This is a genomic window from Streptomyces prasinopilosus (assembly GCF_001419695.1).
In the GTDB taxonomy this organism is placed as follows: domain Bacteria; phylum Actinomycetota; class Actinomycetes; order Streptomycetales; family Streptomycetaceae; genus Streptomyces; species Streptomyces prasinopilosus.
Genome location: NZ_LIRG01000291.1, coordinates 1 through 15,459, shown reverse-complemented (window position 1 = coordinate 15,459; position 15,459 = coordinate 1). Strand labels below are relative to the sequence as shown.

12 protein-coding genes, 1 tRNA gene and 3 pseudogenes are annotated in these 15,459 nt (G+C 67.7%); 8 read left to right on the top strand and 8 right to left on the bottom strand.

From position 1 onward, the window contains the following. From AOK18_RS35380 to AOK18_RS33000, 5 genes and pseudogenes are all read left to right on the top strand, one after another. Nucleotides 1-100: pseudogene (locus AOK18_RS35380) on the top strand (ATP-binding protein); the annotation flags it as partial. A gap of 215 nt (nucleotides 101-315) precedes the next feature. Then, a complete protein-coding gene (locus tag AOK18_RS13475) occupies nucleotides 316-1,086 on the top strand; it encodes a MerR family transcriptional regulator (RefSeq protein ID WP_055694500.1) in 771 nt (256 codons plus the stop codon). Nucleotides 1,087-1,175: 89 nt separating this feature from the next. Further along, nucleotides 1,176-1,523 (top strand): hypothetical protein, encoded by a 348-nt coding sequence (locus AOK18_RS13470; protein ID WP_055694499.1) that lies wholly within the window; start codon nucleotides 1,176-1,178, stop codon nucleotides 1,521-1,523. Then, nucleotides 1,481-1,810 (top strand): annotated as a pseudogene (locus AOK18_RS13465) (tyrosine-type recombinase/integrase); the annotation flags it as partial. The gene AOK18_RS13470 and the pseudogene AOK18_RS13465, both read left to right, overlap by 43 nt. 1,082 nt (nucleotides 1,811-2,892) lie before the next feature. Continuing rightward, entirely contained in the window at nucleotides 2,893-3,783 is an 891-nt protein-coding gene (locus AOK18_RS33000) for a DUF6602 domain-containing protein (RefSeq protein WP_157865087.1), read from the top strand. A 17-nt stretch (nucleotides 3,784-3,800) separates the two neighbouring features. Here the strand turns inward: AOK18_RS33000 and AOK18_RS13460 are convergent, their stop codons facing one another. Together AOK18_RS13460 and AOK18_RS13455 are read right to left on the bottom strand one after the other, a co-directional pair. Beyond that, nucleotides 3,801-5,048, bottom strand: coding sequence for an NsdA family TPR-like regulatory protein (locus tag AOK18_RS13460; protein ID WP_079105000.1), 1,248 nt, complete (start codon nucleotides 5,046-5,048; stop codon nucleotides 3,801-3,803). A 164-nt stretch (nucleotides 5,049-5,212) separates the two neighbouring features. Further along, on the bottom strand, nucleotides 5,213-5,605 hold the full coding sequence (locus AOK18_RS13455) for a GntR family transcriptional regulator (RefSeq protein WP_055694498.1): 393 nt from the start codon (nucleotides 5,603-5,605) through the stop codon (nucleotides 5,213-5,215). Between the two features lie 562 nt (nucleotides 5,606-6,167). On the opposite strand from AOK18_RS13455, the pseudogene AOK18_RS13450 reads away from it, so the two are divergent. Further along, nucleotides 6,168-7,349, top strand: a pseudogene (locus tag AOK18_RS13450) (site-specific integrase). An 85-nt stretch (nucleotides 7,350-7,434) separates the two neighbouring features. Here the strand turns inward: AOK18_RS13450 and AOK18_RS32995 are convergent. The 4 genes from AOK18_RS32995 to AOK18_RS13425 form a co-directional block, all read right to left on the bottom strand. Further along, nucleotides 7,435-8,046 carry a hypothetical protein gene (locus AOK18_RS32995; RefSeq protein ID WP_157865086.1) on the bottom strand — a complete coding sequence of 204 codons (612 nt, stop codon included), beginning with the start codon at nucleotides 8,044-8,046 and terminating at the stop codon, nucleotides 7,435-7,437. 133 nt (nucleotides 8,047-8,179) lie between these two features. Continuing rightward, a tRNA-Pro gene (locus AOK18_RS13435) sits at nucleotides 8,180-8,253 on the bottom strand. Nucleotides 8,254-8,286: 33 nt separating this feature from the next. Then, the gene (locus AOK18_RS13430; RefSeq protein ID WP_055694495.1) at nucleotides 8,287-9,090 is read right to left on the bottom strand and encodes a Pr6Pr family membrane protein; all 804 of its coding nucleotides are present in this window, start codon (nucleotides 9,088-9,090) and stop codon (nucleotides 8,287-8,289) included. 106 nt (nucleotides 9,091-9,196) lie between these two features. Beyond that, complete coding sequence (locus AOK18_RS13425; RefSeq protein ID WP_055572867.1) at nucleotides 9,197-10,123, bottom strand: metallophosphoesterase; 927 nt, start codon at nucleotides 10,121-10,123, stop codon at nucleotides 9,197-9,199. A 164-nt stretch (nucleotides 10,124-10,287) separates the two neighbouring features. On the opposite strand from AOK18_RS13425, the gene AOK18_RS13420 reads away from it, so the two are divergent. Then, nucleotides 10,288-10,752 (top strand): GatB/YqeY domain-containing protein, encoded by a 465-nt coding sequence (locus AOK18_RS13420; protein WP_055572868.1) that lies wholly within the window; start codon nucleotides 10,288-10,290, stop codon nucleotides 10,750-10,752. A 114-nt stretch (nucleotides 10,753-10,866) separates the two neighbouring features. Here AOK18_RS13420 and AOK18_RS13415 read toward each other — a convergent pair whose 3' ends face one another. Beyond that, nucleotides 10,867-13,164: a transglycosylase domain-containing protein gene (locus AOK18_RS13415; RefSeq protein ID WP_055694494.1), complete on the bottom strand. Its 2,298-nt coding sequence runs from the start codon at nucleotides 13,162-13,164 to the stop codon at nucleotides 10,867-10,869. 418 nt (nucleotides 13,165-13,582) lie between these two features. On the opposite strand from AOK18_RS13415, the gene wblA reads away from it, so the two are divergent. Next, nucleotides 13,583-13,921 (top strand): transcriptional regulator WblA, encoded by a 339-nt coding sequence (wblA, locus tag AOK18_RS33315; protein ID WP_055572870.1) that lies wholly within the window; start codon nucleotides 13,583-13,585, stop codon nucleotides 13,919-13,921. Between the two features lie 139 nt (nucleotides 13,922-14,060). Here wblA and bagB read toward each other — a convergent pair. Then, on the bottom strand, nucleotides 14,061-15,459 hold a 1,399-nt coding region (gene bagB / locus AOK18_RS13405), incomplete at its 5' end, for an ATPase BagB (RefSeq protein WP_055694493.1).

Here is a 15,459-nt window from a genome sequence, read left to right as displayed (position 1 = left end):
GGGCCGGGGACTGCTCCTGGTGGACGCCCTGTCCCTGCGCTGGGGCTCGACACCCCGCAGGCCCGTCGGCAAGACGGTGTGGGCGGAGGTGTCCGTGGAGGAAAGCTCCTCAGCCACTCCCGAGAATCCCCGGGAGACCGCCTCGCGCCCCTCCCGAGCGGTTCTCGAGCGGTCCGCGGATCCGGCAGAGCCGCAGGATGCCCGATTGCGTGTTCCCTCCCGCAGTCGTGAGGTTTGACGCAAGCCGAGGGGAGGTGGGCACTCGGTGCGTGTTCCCTCCTTTCTGCTTGAGAGAGCACGCAAGGAAGGTGTGACGTGGACTTCGTATCCGTCAGGCAGGCCGCGCAGAGCCTGGGCGTGGACGACTCGCGTGTGCGCCGGCTCCTGCATGAGGAGCGACTGCGGGGCACGCTGGTGGGCGGACGGTGGATCGTGGACGCGGACAGCGTTCGTGACCGCAAGCTCTCGGCTCCCGAACCGGGGCGTCCGCTGTCGGCGCGCAATGCGTGGGGGATCCTCGCCATGCTCTCGGGGTGCCGGCCGCCCGAGTTGTCGGGCCCGGAACGCTCCCGCCTGCTTGCGCGTCTCCGGAATCTGGCCGCCCACGGCGAGCTGTCGGCAGCGCGCCTGCAGAAGCTCCTCGTCGCGAGGGCCGAAGTGCGGCGCTACCGCGTGCACCGTGGTGCCGTGCACGTCCTGCTCACCGACCCGGACGTCGTGAGGGGCGGGGGCAGCGCCGCTCCCCGTGTGGGCGCCGACTATGTGGCTCCCGGGCGTGCCGAGGTCTACGTGCACCCGGACCGACTGGGCAAGCTGGAGGCCGGTTTCGGCCTGGTTCTCGACACTCGGGGCGGCAACCTCGTCGTCCGTGTGCCGCCGGCGGAGGTTTGGGCCTTCCTCGCGTCGGATGCGGGGGGAGCGGGGGAGGGCAAGGACGCTCCGGCTTCCGTGGTCGCGGCCGACCTGCTGGACGCGAGGGAAGACCGGGCCGACGCGGCGGCGGCGGGCATCCTCGAACCGCTGCTCGCCGCGTATGCGGTGAGGCCGGCAGGCGAGGGGAGGCGGAGAGGGATCACCCGAACGTGAGCCCCGGGAGCGTCGGCGTCCGATGTCGTCGATGTCCCTCGTGCATGCCGGAACGGAGCAATCCGCGCGCTCGCCGGCACGATGGTCCCGTGGTCGACCTGGAGCGCATCAAAGCAGAGACCGTGGCGTACTTCCGGGCACTCGATGAGAACGCCGCCCTGCGGCACCACTTCCGTCACGCCGATGAGGAGGGCGGTCTGTGGTACATCGAGGCCGTACCCGACCGCGGTGAGCTGATCGTCATCAGGCAGGCCGAGTTGACTCCGGTCGGCCGGCTCCACCGGTACAGCTGGGAGCACCTGGAGGACGAGCACGGCGGTCTGACGGACCAAGCGGTCGACCCTGAGGAGGAACCGCTGGAGGCCATCGCGGCCGAGGAGTTCCAGCGGGTGTGGAACACGGGCCCGTCTTCTCCTCGGCCGTGGGCGAGCCGCTGAAGGCGGCCGACGTTCGCCGCGCCTTCCGCCAGGTGCTCAAGGGCGTCGACGGGATCGACGCCGGCAAGCGGACGCCTCGGGAGTTCCGGCACCGCTTCATGTCCCTGCTGTCCGCTCGCGGCGTCCCGCTGGAAGTGATCTCCCGGCTCGTCGGGCACTCCGGAACGGCAGTGACCGGGGAGGTCTACCAGAAGCGGATCCGGCCCGAGATCCAGACCGACGCCATGGTCACGGACGGGATCCTTGGCGCTGATCCGCAGCGGCCGTGGACACACGGGAACCGTTAGTCACGCAGACGGACACGCAAACGAACCAGGTCCCTCAACCTACTCACGTGAGTAGGTTGAGGGACCTGGTTCTTCACTGTCGGGGTGGCGAGATTTGAACCCACGACCTCTTCGTCCCGAACGCAATTGTGTCCCTCGGGACGTTCTGCGCTTGGTCACTGGCCTGCTGGTTCATTCTCGGTGTCGTCCATAACCGTCCGGGACGGTACCGGTGTGGCTGCCTCGTCTGGCCCCCTCTTTGGCCCCCTTGACGCTCCGCGTCTCAGCCGCGGGCATTAGGTGCCCTCGGTGATCGGGTCGTGCGCCCTCCGGTTGGCGTACGGGTTGGCGTGGCCGCCCGTCAGCAAGTGGACCGGCAGCCGATTCGGCTACGGAACGTCTCACTCGACACTTAGTTAGACCAACCCCCGAGGGTAGGGCTGAACCACCGGTGTCGCGTTTGAGGAGGTGCGCCCATCCGCTGGGCTACTCAACCTTCCTAAAGCGCCAGTGCTGAAGCCCGTGAAGCGGTATTGTGCAACCCAAAGGGCAGTACGCGGATAAACTCGAGGGTCGGATGGATTAGAACTGATCGGCACAAGGGTGAGTTCCGCTACTTGAAGAAGGGGTCAGCTAGTGATGGACGGCGACGCAGGCGCTGAAAGCACTTCTGCTGTGCATTCCACGGTAAGGATGCATCCGCGGGGGCAGTCTTTCAAGAATCAAGAAAACTTGATGCTGACGCTCGCAGAAGTGACTGTTCTGCGCGCCTTGGAGCTAGCTGGGAGCAGACTCAGAGCGCGGGAGAGCCGCTCCCCCAGAAGCCGACTTGCACACGTCGCGAAATGGGATACGCACATCGAGCTGCGTGCGGGAATCGAGGAGCTTGAGAAGCTACTCAAAGGTGCGTGGGACATTCCAACGAAAGCGGGATTTCCGCCTGGGCTGCTGAGGGTTCTTGAGGCCTACTGTCGTGCAGTACTGATTGCGGGAACGGCGTACAATCGAGAGGGCTTGCGGACCGAACTTAAAAGCGGTGGATTTATTTCCTAACTTTTCTGCTGTTGCTTGCGAGTTGGAGAGATTGCAGCTACGAGGTTAGCGTGATCAGAGAATTCGACATCTTGGACCGGTTTGTACGTGATGCCGTCTTCCTGGGCGATGCATTCCGTGAATCCTCGACGTTGCGGCACCCTACCGACCAAGGCAACGAACGCGAGCACGCATTCCGGACGGTGGTAAGCAAGTACATCCAGCGCCATGCCAAGGTCTATAAGCGTGCTGGCGTAGAGGACTCCAGTACCGGGGAGTGGTTCCGTCAGCAAGACGTGGTACTGGCTGACCCGAGAATTACCCCACACCGGATACTCAACGATGACGGTCGCGTGTACATCGACCCTTCGGCTGTTCACACCGCCATTGAAGTCAAGAGTGTCGTGGGTAGGCAGGTGCTGGAAGATGCGATGCAGGCGATCGCCGACGTGCAGACAGCGCCTCGCCGCAGACAGGCGGATATTCATCATGTGCGGTTCCCTGTCAGCACAGGTCTGATGGACTACATCCCAGTGTCTGGCGGGGTTTTCGCCTACAGCTCCACATCTCGGAGAGTGAAGACTGTTTCAAAGTGGATCGAATCCTGGTGTCAGGGGCGTCCGCCAGAGGAATGGCCCAAGTTCGTGACGATAGCCGACCTCGGACACTTCGAATGGTGCGACCCAGATACCGGTTTTTGCGTGCCTTGGCCGAGTAAAGGGACCGAGCTTCTCATGTGTTTTCAGGCCCAGCGACCTCATCACCCACTAGTTGCGCTGTCCGCCCATCTGAACTACCTTTCCCGTTTTTGGTGGGTTCCCGGTACCGAGTTCCGCCTGGGTGACTCCACAATCGTCCACGGCCTGCGCGTAGGAAAGGCAATCTATCCAAGTGGTGTCACTGCTCCACCAGATACCTGCCATCATCCTTGCTTGGAGTGTCAACGCTTTGCGACAGATTGACGGTTCGGTGCCTATTCTTACCGAGGCATGAATCCGGGCTTCTGCTCGGCGAGCGTGTGAAGCCGCGCGAGGTAGTCCTGCGCCGCCGGCTCGGAGCTGTACCGGCGCCGCATCTCGGCGGCGAGTTCGCGGTTGGTCATGATCAGGGATGGCACTGACTGACGGTCCCCTTCGAGGGCTCGCTCACCCATGATCAGAGCCTGTTCCAAGTCGCCCTCACGCGCTGCCGTGACTCCGAGCGTGACTCGGGCTTCCGCGTTGCGCATGGGCGAGCGCTCGGTGCCGTCGAAGTCGGTTCCTGCCCTCAGCACCTCTTCGGCGAGGGTGCGCGCGAGCTTGTCCTCACCAACCAGGCGGTAGCAGTCCATCGTGTAGAAGTCGAACTTGGCAGGGTCCACCACGAAGTGGTTGTCCAGGTTCTCGGGGTACGGCATCCCTTCGAGCAACCGCCGCCCCTTGTCCAAGGCCACCTCGACTTGCCGGCGGTCCCCGATCCGAGCCCACGCCTTGGCTTCCTGCGCTGCAAGCTGCACGGCCACGCCGTGATGCTGTGCCGTCTCGGCTCCGGCCTGCGCCGCCGCGATGGCGCCGCGGTAATCGCCGGTCGTGAGGGCAAACCAAGCCCGCATCTCGTGTGCCCACCCGGCCACCTCAGCATGGTCAGCCTCGGTCGCGAGGGAGAGGGCGGCGCGCCGCGTTGACTCGGCCGCATGCCGGTCCCCGGTGTCGTACTCCACACAACCGACCAACAGTGCGAGCCAACCGGATAGGGCGAGCACTTCGCGGTGCTGGGCAAGCGTGAGGCTCTTCGTGTGGAGTTCAACCACACGGCGCAGCCACTGACGCCCCTCAATAAGGAGCTGTTCGCTGGGCATGAACGGGTACTCAGAGGCGAGCCGGTCGGCCGTGATCCGTAGTGCGTCAAGCGTGGCGTTGTCGACATCGGAGCGGTTCAGGCGGCTCACGATCTCCAGCGTCTCCATGCCGCTCGCGGCCAAGATCTCCTTGTCCCCGTCCCGGCGCGCCGGCGCAGGGAAGAGAGCGTGCGTCACCGTGCCGAACACGGCCGCGATGATCGGTTGGTAGAAGTCGTTCGGCATCTGGCCTGACTCCCGGCGCTTCCACTGGCGAATCATGCTGTCCTCTGCGGGCAGCTCCGTAGGAGCGTGCGCCCGCAGTGCCCTGACTGCGTCACGCTGCGACCAGTCGCGCGCCGCTCGTTCGGCAGCGATGCGCCGCGCCCATGCGGGCCTGTCGTCGGTCATGTGCCTGTGCCCTCCTCCGAGTGCCTACTCCGAGTCTCACCCGCGCGATAGGGGGACAGGGAAGGGGACAGGGGGGTGTCACTGGGCATGTCCCCACCTCCGCCGCACCGTCCCCAGGCTGTCACTTACTTCACACCCTCCGTTACTCCCATGCTGGTTACAGATCACGCACCACCCGGCGCGGAGCGGTCTTCGAGCGCTTCGAGCCGTTCGACTCTGCCGCGCAGATCTGAGACTTGGGAGGTGAGATGTTCGAGCTGACGCAGGACTTCGGGGAGGTCAACGCCTGCGTTCGCTTCGTGGCTTTCGGCCGGCTGCTGCGGGTTCCGGGCGTAGCTCCCGCGCGATGTGGTCGTGATGAGCCCATCCTCACGCAGGATCGTAAGAGCGCGCTGCACGGTCATCCCGGAGATCTTGAACCGTGCGGCCAAGTCCCGGACGGACCCCACATGGGCACCGGGCTTGATGTCGCCACGAAGAATCTCTTGGCGCAGGATGTCGGCCGCTTGCTCGGACTCCGTACGGGGGTCGTCTTTCGAGATTTCAGCGCTGGTCACGCCATCGAGCGTACTGGCCGTTAGTACGCCCTAGCACGAGATTCGCGTGGACCTCTTGCGTGGTGGATTGTGCTAGTACATGCTATTACGTGTCAGAATGACGGGCCTGAAAGGGTTCCGCCGACTGTGTCTGCAAGTGCTTGACCTGCAAAAACCGCATCACCCAATGGGGACCACGTCCATGGACGCGGTCTCAAGGGGCCCGGGAGAGAGCGGGCCGAGGGCGCACCCGACCCTGGTCATTCGGGAGGGCTCAGACCGAGAGGTCACGTCTCCATACGCCTACAACGGGGTCATGCCGCGCTACCTGATACGGGCGCAGCACCCCCCGAAGGAGACACGTTCACCGCTCCGGCATCCTGCCGCGAGGGCGCCGGATCGACTCCGGCCCGGGGCACCGACCCACGCCGCGCTGCGGCTCGGGTGCTTCCCGGACAGTCGCCGTCTCACCAACACGCCTGCGACTGCTCCGGCTTCCTGTCCCTCCCACTTCAGGAGCTGCCATGCATACGTATGTCGGCCGTCACCAGGCTTTATCCGCAGAGTGGAGGCACAACACAGCATGACCGAAAACCCGAAGCGGGCCCGCAGGGCCGGGCATGGTGAGGACACGATCTACTGGGACCCCGCCAAGAATCGCTACGTGGGGGCCGTTTCTCTGGGGTACGCCCCGAACGGCAAGCGCCGTCGACCGAAGGTGTACGGCAAGACGAAGACCGAAGTGCGCCAGAAGATCAGGGACTTGAAGAAGGAGGTGCAGACCGGCGTCAAGTCGCCGGCCAACTACACCGTGGCCGACGCGGTGAACGACTGGTTGGAGCGAGGCTTGAAGGGCCGCGACGAGAAGACCGTCAGCAAGAACCGCACGATGGCGAACAAGCACCTGACCCCGTTCATCGGCAAGGCCAAGCTGAAGGATCTCAGCGCGGACGACGTGGACGACTGGTTGGACGACAGGACCGAAGTGCTCGCGACCCGGAGCCTGCGCGACCTGCTCGCCATCCTGCGCCGTTCCATCGCGCACGCTCAGCGCAGGGACAAGGCCGCGCGGAACGTGGCCCTGCTCGTCACCGCTCCGGAGGGACGCCCCGGCCGGCCGAGCAAGGCGCTCAATCTGGAACAGGCGAAAGCCGTGCTCGCCGCGGCCCGCCCGTCGCGGCTGTACGCCTACCTCGTGCTCTCACTCCTGAGTTGAGTCCGCACGGAGGAGGCGCGGCCCCTCACCTGGGATCACGTCTTCTTGGAGACGAAGGACGGCGTACCGTCGCACGTCGCGGTGTGGCGCTCCGTGCGTAAGCACGGCGACACGAAGACCAGGAAGAGCCGGAGGACCATCGCCCTGCCGAAACAGGTGGTCGACGTGCTCGAAGAGCACAAGCGATGGCAGAAGCAGGAGCGGGCATCCAGAGGGATGGAGTGGAGTCCGACCGGCCGTGTCTTCACAACGCGGAGCGGCGAGCCGCTCGACGCAGCGAACGTCCGACGTGACTTCAAGGCCATCGTGAAGAAAGCCGGGCTGAAGCCGGAGTGGACCCCGCGGGAACTCCGACACAGCTTCGTGTCCCTACTCTCTGATCACGGCATCCCGCTGGAGACCATCGCTCTGTTGGTCGGCCACAGCAGCCAGACCACCACTGAGGCGGTTTACCGCAAACAGCTCCGGCCCGTGATCACGATGGGCGCCGAAGCGATGGACAAGATCTTCGGTGACCATGAAGGCGAGACGGACGTGATCGGGGCTTGAGGCGCTGGCTTGGCGGAGGTCCCCCATGAGCTTCCGTGGGTGACCTCTGGACCAGCTTCTTAGCCTGAGTGCAGAGACCACAATGTCAGGCGTCCAGGAGGCGGCGGCAGAGGTGGATGAAGGAGTCCAGGGCTTCGTGGCTCTGCTCCTTCTCCTCCATCAACTCAGGCAGGCCCATGTCCGCCACCCTGGCCGTGGAGGGAACGTAGCTTCCCTCATCTCGGCCGTTAACCAGTAAGAGGCTGTTAGCCCAGAGGGTCAGTTTTGCTACCAGCTTCATCGCAGAGGTGGCTGCTTCTTCTGGTCCCTCCAGTGCTACGAGGCTTGTCGCGGTATCGAGCCTGCGGACTGTCTCATGGAACTGCTCGGCAAGATCGCCTGCGGTCGGCTCTTGATCTGCGTAGGCGTCCAAGCTGTAGCCACCGGCCCTTATGGCCTCAGATGCTTGAGCGACGAGTTGACCGTACGCATCCCGTTGCTGCTGTCGGCGCCAATGGTCGTGTTGATTCCGCCGCTGGTCCCTTCCAGTCAGCCGCGCAGCTCCCAGCGTGCCTATGACGCCGATGAGGCCACCGATTGCCGCTCCTGCTAACCCCGCTATCCCTTGATCCACGGCGTCATTAAACCCGAGGGCGTCGAGCGCTTGCTCCAGACCTGAGATGGCCGCTGGCCCGAGGCTGGGGCCAGTTCCCTGCACCCACGGATGGACCCCCGCAAGCGATCCTGGACTGCCGCGCTTGGACCTTGGTGAAGTTTGTTTGGCCCCCTGTTTAGCCCCCGAGCACGGCAGAGGGCCAATCGCGATCATGCGATTGGCCCTCTGACCAGCGTCGGGGTGGCGGGATTTGAACCCACGACCTCTTCGTCCCGAACGAAGCGCGCTACCAAGCTGCGCCACACCCCGATCGTCGCTGCTCTCGCGGCGACGTCGTTTACTTTAGCCCACCGGTGGCCGGAGACGAAATCCGGTTTTGGCGCCCAGGCGCACGGGGTCCGGGCGGGTGCGGTCCAGGGTGATGAGGGCGAGGGCCAGGCAGTACAGGGCGAGGAGCAGGAGGAGGGAGACGCCCAGAACGTACGGGTGGCCGTGCCGGCCGGCGTCCTGGAAGGGGTAGAGGTGGCGGGCCGGGCCGGTGAGGAGGAGGCCGCCGAGGGCCGGGGCGAGGGCCAGGTGGGCCGCCGGGTACAGGAGCCACGCGGCGGCGTGGACGAGGCGGGTGCGGGCCGGCGGGGAGAGGAGCAGCCAGTCCAGGACCGCCGCGATCGGGAGCACCGTGTGCAGGGCCGGGGGCGCGAGTGCGGCCAGGGTGCCCGCCGGGCCGGTCGGGTCCGCCGTCGCCGCCGGCCCCGTCAGCGTGTACGCCGGGGCCGCGTCCGCCAGGAGCACGTGGTGGAGTAGGGCCGCCGCGATCACGTACAGCAGGGCCGCTCCGGTCAGGGCGCCCGGGAGGGGGCGGCGGGCCGTCCAGGCCCGGCCGGCCGAGGCGAGCATGACCGCGGCCAGCAGGAGCGTGCTCTGGACCGTGAAGTGGCTCAGGACGCGGGCCGGGCTGCCGAGCAGGAGCTCGACGGTCACCGCCGCGAGCGCCGCCAGCGCCAGCAGCAGGCGGTACACCGCGGTCAGGGGGCGGCGCACCGGTGGCGCCACGGCTCCCGCGGGAGCGGACGAGGGCGTGAGGGTCGTCCGTCTCCCGGGGATGACGGGGAGGTCGGGGATGTCCCTGGGTATCGGGGCGGTCATGGTCCCCAGAGTGGGCGGACCGCCCGGCCGGGGCGATGCGGGTGGGCCGGACGGGTTACCCGGGCTGCCCGGGGGGCGACCCGGCTCCGTCCGGCCTCTTCGGGTGTTACTCCCGGCCCACCAGGGTCATCAGCGTTGCCTCCGGCGGGCAGGCGATGCGGACCGGGGTGTAGCGGTTGGTGCCGCAGCCCGCGGAGACGTGGAGGTAGGACGTGCGGCCTCCGGACGTGTGCGTGGACAGGCCCTTCACCCGGTCGGTGTCCAGGTCGCAGTTGGTGACCAGCGCACCGTAGAAGGGGATGCAGAGCTGGCCGCCGTGGGTGTGGCCGGCCAGGACCAGGGGGTAGCCGTCGGCCGTGAAGGAGTCCAGGGCGCGCAGGTAGGGGGCGTGGACGACGCCCATCGAGAAGTCCGCCGCGTCCGACGGGCCGCCCGCCACCTCCGCGTAGCGGTCCCGTTTGATGTGCGGGTCGTCCAGGCCGGTCAGCTCGACGGTGACGCCCTCGATCTTCAGGGTGTCCCTGGTGTTCGTCAGGTTCCGCCAGCCGGCGCCGTCGAAGCCGTCCCGCAGGTCCTCCCACGGGTTGTGGATCACGTTGGCGGCCGGGTCGTTGCCGTTCAGGCCGTGCCGGCCCTGGGCCTTCTCGATCAGGTAGCGGGCCGGGTTGCGCAGCTTGGGACCGTAGTAGTCGTTGGAGCCGAAGACGTACGCGCCCGGGAACTCCATCAGCGGGCCCAGGGCGTCCAGCACCTCCGGGACGCCCTCCGGGTCGGACAGGTTGTCCCCCGTGTTGATCACGAGGTCCGGGCGCAGGCCCGCCAGGGAGCGCAGCCAGCGCTGCTTCTTGCGCTGGCCGCTCACCAGGTGGATGTCGGAGACCTGCAGGACGCGCAGGGGGCGCATTCCGGCGGGCAGGACGGGGATCGTCACCCGTCGCAGCCGGAAGGAGCGGGCCTCGAAGCCCGCCGCGTACACCAGTCCGGCGGCGCCGGCCGCCGTGATTCCCAGGGGGATTCCGTATCGCGCGCGCATGTGCCCATCGTGTCAGATCCGGGGAGGGGGAAGGGACGCGGTGCCTTCCCGGCGGCCGGCCGGCCCGGCACCCGTCCTCCCGAACGCGCCCCGGAACGCCGGACCTTGGGGGCGAGGGGGAAATGTGCGGGCGTCCTTCCTCCCCTTCCTGCGACAATCGAGGCATGACCACGCTCAAGTCGAAGCTGCACGACGACCTCAACGTTGCGATCAGAGAGCGTGACGAGCTCAGCTCCTCCACGCTCCGGCTCACGCTCACCGCGATCACCAAGGAGGAGGTCGCGGGGACGGAGAAGCGCGAGCTCTCCGACGACGAGGTCCTCAAGGTGATCACCCGTGAGGCGAAGAAGCGCCGTGAGGCGGCGGACGCCTTCGCGCAGGGCGGGCGTCCCGAGCAGGCCGCGCGGGAGAAGGCGGAGGGCGAATTCCTCGCGCGGTACCTGCCCCGGCAGCTGTCCGACGACGAGCTGGACGCGATCGTCGCCCAGGCCGTCGAGGAGGCGAAGGCGGCCGGCGCGGAGGGCCCGCGGGCCATGGGGGCGGTCATGAAGATCGTCAACCCGAAGGTGGCCGGACAGGCCGAGGGCGGCCGGGTGGCCGCCGCGGTGAAGAGGCTCCTCGCCGGCTGAGCCGACCGGGCGACCGCGGCGCACCGCCGCGGGGACGGACCACGACGCGAGACGAAGGGGCTCTCCTTCCCGATCCGGGAAGGAGAGCCCCTTCGTGATGCCGCCGGTGTGCCGTCAGCGACGTCCGCCCGGCCCGTTGCCCGGGCCCTGGAAGAAGCCCTCCGGGAGGGAGATGGTCGGGTTGGGCTCGGCCCCGCCGTTGGTGCCCGTGCCGCCGTCGCCACCGCCGTTGCCGCCGCCGACCAGGCCGCCGATGAACCCGCCGGCGTCGTCGTTGCGGCCGTCGTCACGGTTGCCGTCGTCGTTCCCGCGGCCCCGGCCCCGGCCCTTGTCCTCGTCGGGCTTCTTGCGGTCCGGGATGTTGACGAGGTTGAACTCGGGGGCCGGCTTGCCGTTCAGCGCGCCGCTCATCATGTCGCGCCAGATCGGGCCGGGCACCTGGCCGCCGAACACCTTCGAGTGCCAGGTCCCGCCGATCGAGATGTCGACCATCTGCCGCTTGTGCTCGGGGTCGCCGACCCACACCGCGCCGGCCAGGTTCGGCGTGTAGCCCACGAACCAGGCGGCGTAACGGAAGTCCGTCGTACCGGTCTTGCCCGCGCTCGGGCGGCCGCCGAGGCCGGCCTCCGTACCCGTACCGTCCTCGACCACGCCCCGCAGGAGGGTGTTGATGGTGTCGGCGGTCTTCTCCGACATCGCGCGCGAGCACGTCGACTTCGGGACCGGGAGCGACTTCGACTTCTCGCCGACGCGCTGGCTGATGGACTCGATGGCGACCGGCGTGCAGTACATGCCGCGCGAGGCGAACGCGGCGTAGCCGTTCGCCATGGTCAGCGGGGACATCTCCTGGGTGCCGAGGGCGATCGACGGCGCCTGCAGCATCTTGTTGCCGTCGGCCCGCTCGACGCCCATCTTCTTCGCCAGCTCCGTCACCGGGCAGATGCCGATGTCACTGATCATCTCGATGTAGTAGGTGTTGACCGACTTCGCGGTCGCTTCCTTCATGTCGTACGGGCCGACCTCGGTCTCGTTCTCGTTCTCGACCGGGACGCCCGACTCGTTCCACGTCTTGCCCTCGCAGGCCTGGACCGGGGCCGGGTAGTCCATCTGGTACGGCGAGGCGTACGTCTTCGTCGCCGGCATCCCGCCCTCGAGGGCGGCCGCGGCCACGATCGGCTTGAACGTCGAACCGGGCTGGTAGCCGGCGCCGCCGCCCATGGCCTGGTCCACGGAGAGGTTGATCTGCGTCTCGTTCTTGCCGAAGCCGTACGGACGCGACTGGCCCATGGCGAGGATCTTGCCGGTGCCGGGCTCCACGACGCTGGCGGCGGTGGCCACCTCGTCGCTCTTGTTGACGTGGGTCCTGACCGACTCCTGCAGGGACTTCTGCGCCTGCGAGTCGAGCGTCGTACGGATCGTCAGACCGCCGCGGTTCCAGACCTTGGCCCGTTCCTCCGGGGTCTTGCCGAAGACCGGGTCCTTCAGGAACACCTGGCGCACGTAGTCGCAGAAGAAGCCCGCGCCGTCGACCGCCGTGATGCAGCCGTTCTTCGGCTTGCTGACCTTCAGCCCGAGCGGTGCCGCCGAGGCCTCGGCGGCCTGCTCCTGGGAGATGTCGCCGACCTGGGCCATCCGCGCCAGGACGATGTTGCGCCGCTTGGTGGCCTCCGTCTCGTCGTTGACCGGGTCGTACCGGCTCGGCGACTGGACGAGGCCGGCGATGAGCGCGGACTCCTGGAGGTTCAGGTCCTTGGCGGGCTTGGAGAAGTAGCGCTGGGAGGCGGCCTCCACGCCGTAGGCCTGCTGCCCGAAGTAGGTGATGTTCAGATAGTTCTCGAGGATCTTCTTCTTGCCCAGCTCCTCCTCGACCTGGATCGCGAACTTCAGCTCGCGGATCTTGCGGCCGATCGTCTGCTGGGTGGCCTGCGCGACCTTCGTCGGGTCGTCGCCGGCCTCCTCCACGAAGACGTTCTTCACGTACTGCTGCGTCAGGGTGGACGCGCCCTCGGTGACGCCGCCGGTCTGCGCGTTGCGGTTCATCGCGCGCAGGACGCCCTTCAGGTCGACCGCGCCGTGTTCGTAGAAGCGCGAGTCCTCGATCGCGACGATCGCCTTCTGCAGGTGCGGCGAGATGTCCTTGAGGTCGACCACCGTGCGGTCGCGCGAGTAGACGGTGGCGATCTTGCCGCCCCCCGCGTCGAGGATGGTGGTGCGCTGACTCAGCGGGGGTGTCTTGAGGTTGGCGGGGAGTTCGTCGAAGCTCTCCACCGTTCCCTTGGCGGCGAGGCCCAGCGCGCCCACGGCGGGGAGCGCGATACCGGCCAGCACGGCTCCCGACAGGACACTGACACCGAGGAACTTCGCGGCCTGCTGCGGTGCCGACAGACCACCGCCCGAGCGCTTCTTTGGCATGGGAGCAGCCTACGTTCTCATTCGCCGGACACGCGTACAGGCCTTGGCCTAAGCTGCCCACAACTGTCACAGCAGTGAGGTCACGTATCAATACGCCGGGCGACCCCGAATCGTTCCGGCTCTCTCCGACTTTTTTCGTCGGGGCGTGCGAGGTGCGTGTCCGGATCCGCCTTCCGTGTCACATGGTGTCCGTTGTGGAGCGAGGGAAACGCCCCCGAGCGCCGGGATTGTCGCGCATGTCGCCAGCTCACTCCCCCGGGTGATCTGCCGCTTACCCATAGTCCGTTCGGACCATTCAAGATTGGGCCCGCTGGGGGTGTTGCGCTGTGTCCGCCTTCCGTAACGTCCTCAACTGGCGGCGGTGAATATGCCGCTGCCGCCGTGGGGGAGCCTCGATTCGGGAGAGGACGGCGCCGGTATGGGCTGGGTTACCGACTGGAGTGCGCAGGCTGCCTGCCGCACTACGGATCCGGATGAACTGTTCGTTCAAGGAGCAGCGCAGAACAGGGCCAAGGCGGTGTGCACCGGGTGTCCGGTGCGCACGGAGTGCCTGGCCGACGCGCTGGACAACCGCGTCGAGTTCGGCGTGTGGGGAGGCATGACGGAGCGTGAGCGCCGCGCACTGCTGCGCCGGCGGCCCACGGTGACGTCCTGGCGCCGGCTGCTGGAGACCGCGCGCACCGAGTACGAGCGGGGGACGGGTGTCATGCCCCTCGACGACGACGAGGTGTACGCGAGCTTCGCGGCGGTGGGCTGAGGGCTCCCGGGGAGCGCGTCCCTGCTCCGCTCGGTGAGCACGGGGCTCAGTGTGAACGGGGCCCGGGGTGCGTCGGCGCGACGCGGAACATGCCGGTGTCCCGGCAGGACGTGCCGGTGTCAGGGCGTGCCGACGCGTGTCAGGCGCTCGCCTCGGTCTCGGGCAGCTCCGGCCGGTTGGCCGCGAGCCGGTCGCCGATGTCCCGCAGTCCCGTCAGGTCGTGCACGTCGCCGGGCAGCGCGGCCACTTCCGTCACCGCCACCTCGGGGTGGAGCGCGGTGAAGCGGTCCCGCGTGCGCTGCTCGCGGGAGAGCAGCCGCATCCGCTCGGCGTGCAGCCTCAGCAGGCTCGCGGTGAGCTGGTCCACGGACCGCTCCGCGTCCACCTCGTCCGCCCCGCCGGCACCGGTGTCGTCCACGGTGGCGGGGGAGCCTCCGTCGGGAACGTCGTCCTGTGCCGGTGTGCCGGGTGCTTCCGAAGGGGCGGTCTCCGCGGCGGAGCCGTCCGAACTTCCGTATGTGTCGGGGGAGTTACGAAGTCCAGCTTTCCCGTCCTCCTGATCCACAATGCGGGAGTCCTCAAGATTTTCCGCGGCGGCGAGGGCCCGCTCGGCCGACAGCCGGTCGGCGCCGCTGCCGTGGACCCGGTTGAGGACCAGGCCGGCCAGCGGCATGTCCTCGGCGGCCAGCCGTTCCACGAAGTACGCGGCCTCGCGCAGTGCGTCCCGTTCCGGGGCCGCGACCACCAGGAACGCGGTCCCGGGGGCCTGGAGCAGTTTGAAGGTGGCGTCCGCGCGCGTGCGGAACCCGCCGAACATGGAGTCCATCGCCGCCACGAACGTCTGCATGTCGCCCAGCAGCTGACCTCCGAGCACCTTGCCCAGGACGCCGGTCATCATGGACATCCCGACGTTCAGGAACTTCATCCCGGCCCGGCCGCCGACCTTCGCCGGTGCCAGCAGCACGCGGATGAGCCTGCCGTCGAGGAAGGAGCCGAGCCGTTTCGGCGCGTCCAGGAAGTCCAGCGCGGACCGGGACGGCGGGGTGTCGACGACGATGAGGTCCCACTCGTCGCGGGCCCGCAGCTGCCCCAGCTTCTCCATCGCCATGTACTCCTGCGTGCCCGCGAAGCCCGCCGAGAGCGACTGGTAGAAGGGGTTGCCCAGAATCGCGGAGGCCCGCTCGGGATCCGCGTGCGCCTCGACGATCTCGTCGAAGGTGCGCTTCATGTCGAGCATCATCGCGTGCAGTTCGCCGCCCGCGGAGTCGTCTATGCCCTTCACCCGGCGGGGGATGTTGTCGAGCGAGTCGATGCCCATGGACTGGGCGAGACGGCGGGCCGGGTCGATGGTCAGGACGACCACCTTGCGCCCCCGCTCGGCCGCACGCAGACCCAGCGCCGCGGCGGTGGTCGTCTTGCCGACCCCGCCCGAACCGCAGCACACCACGATCCGGGTATCGGGGTCCTCGATCAGCGGGTCGACGTCGAGCACGGGGGCGGGGGAGAGGCGGTGGCGGGCCGGGCCGCCCGAAGGGGCC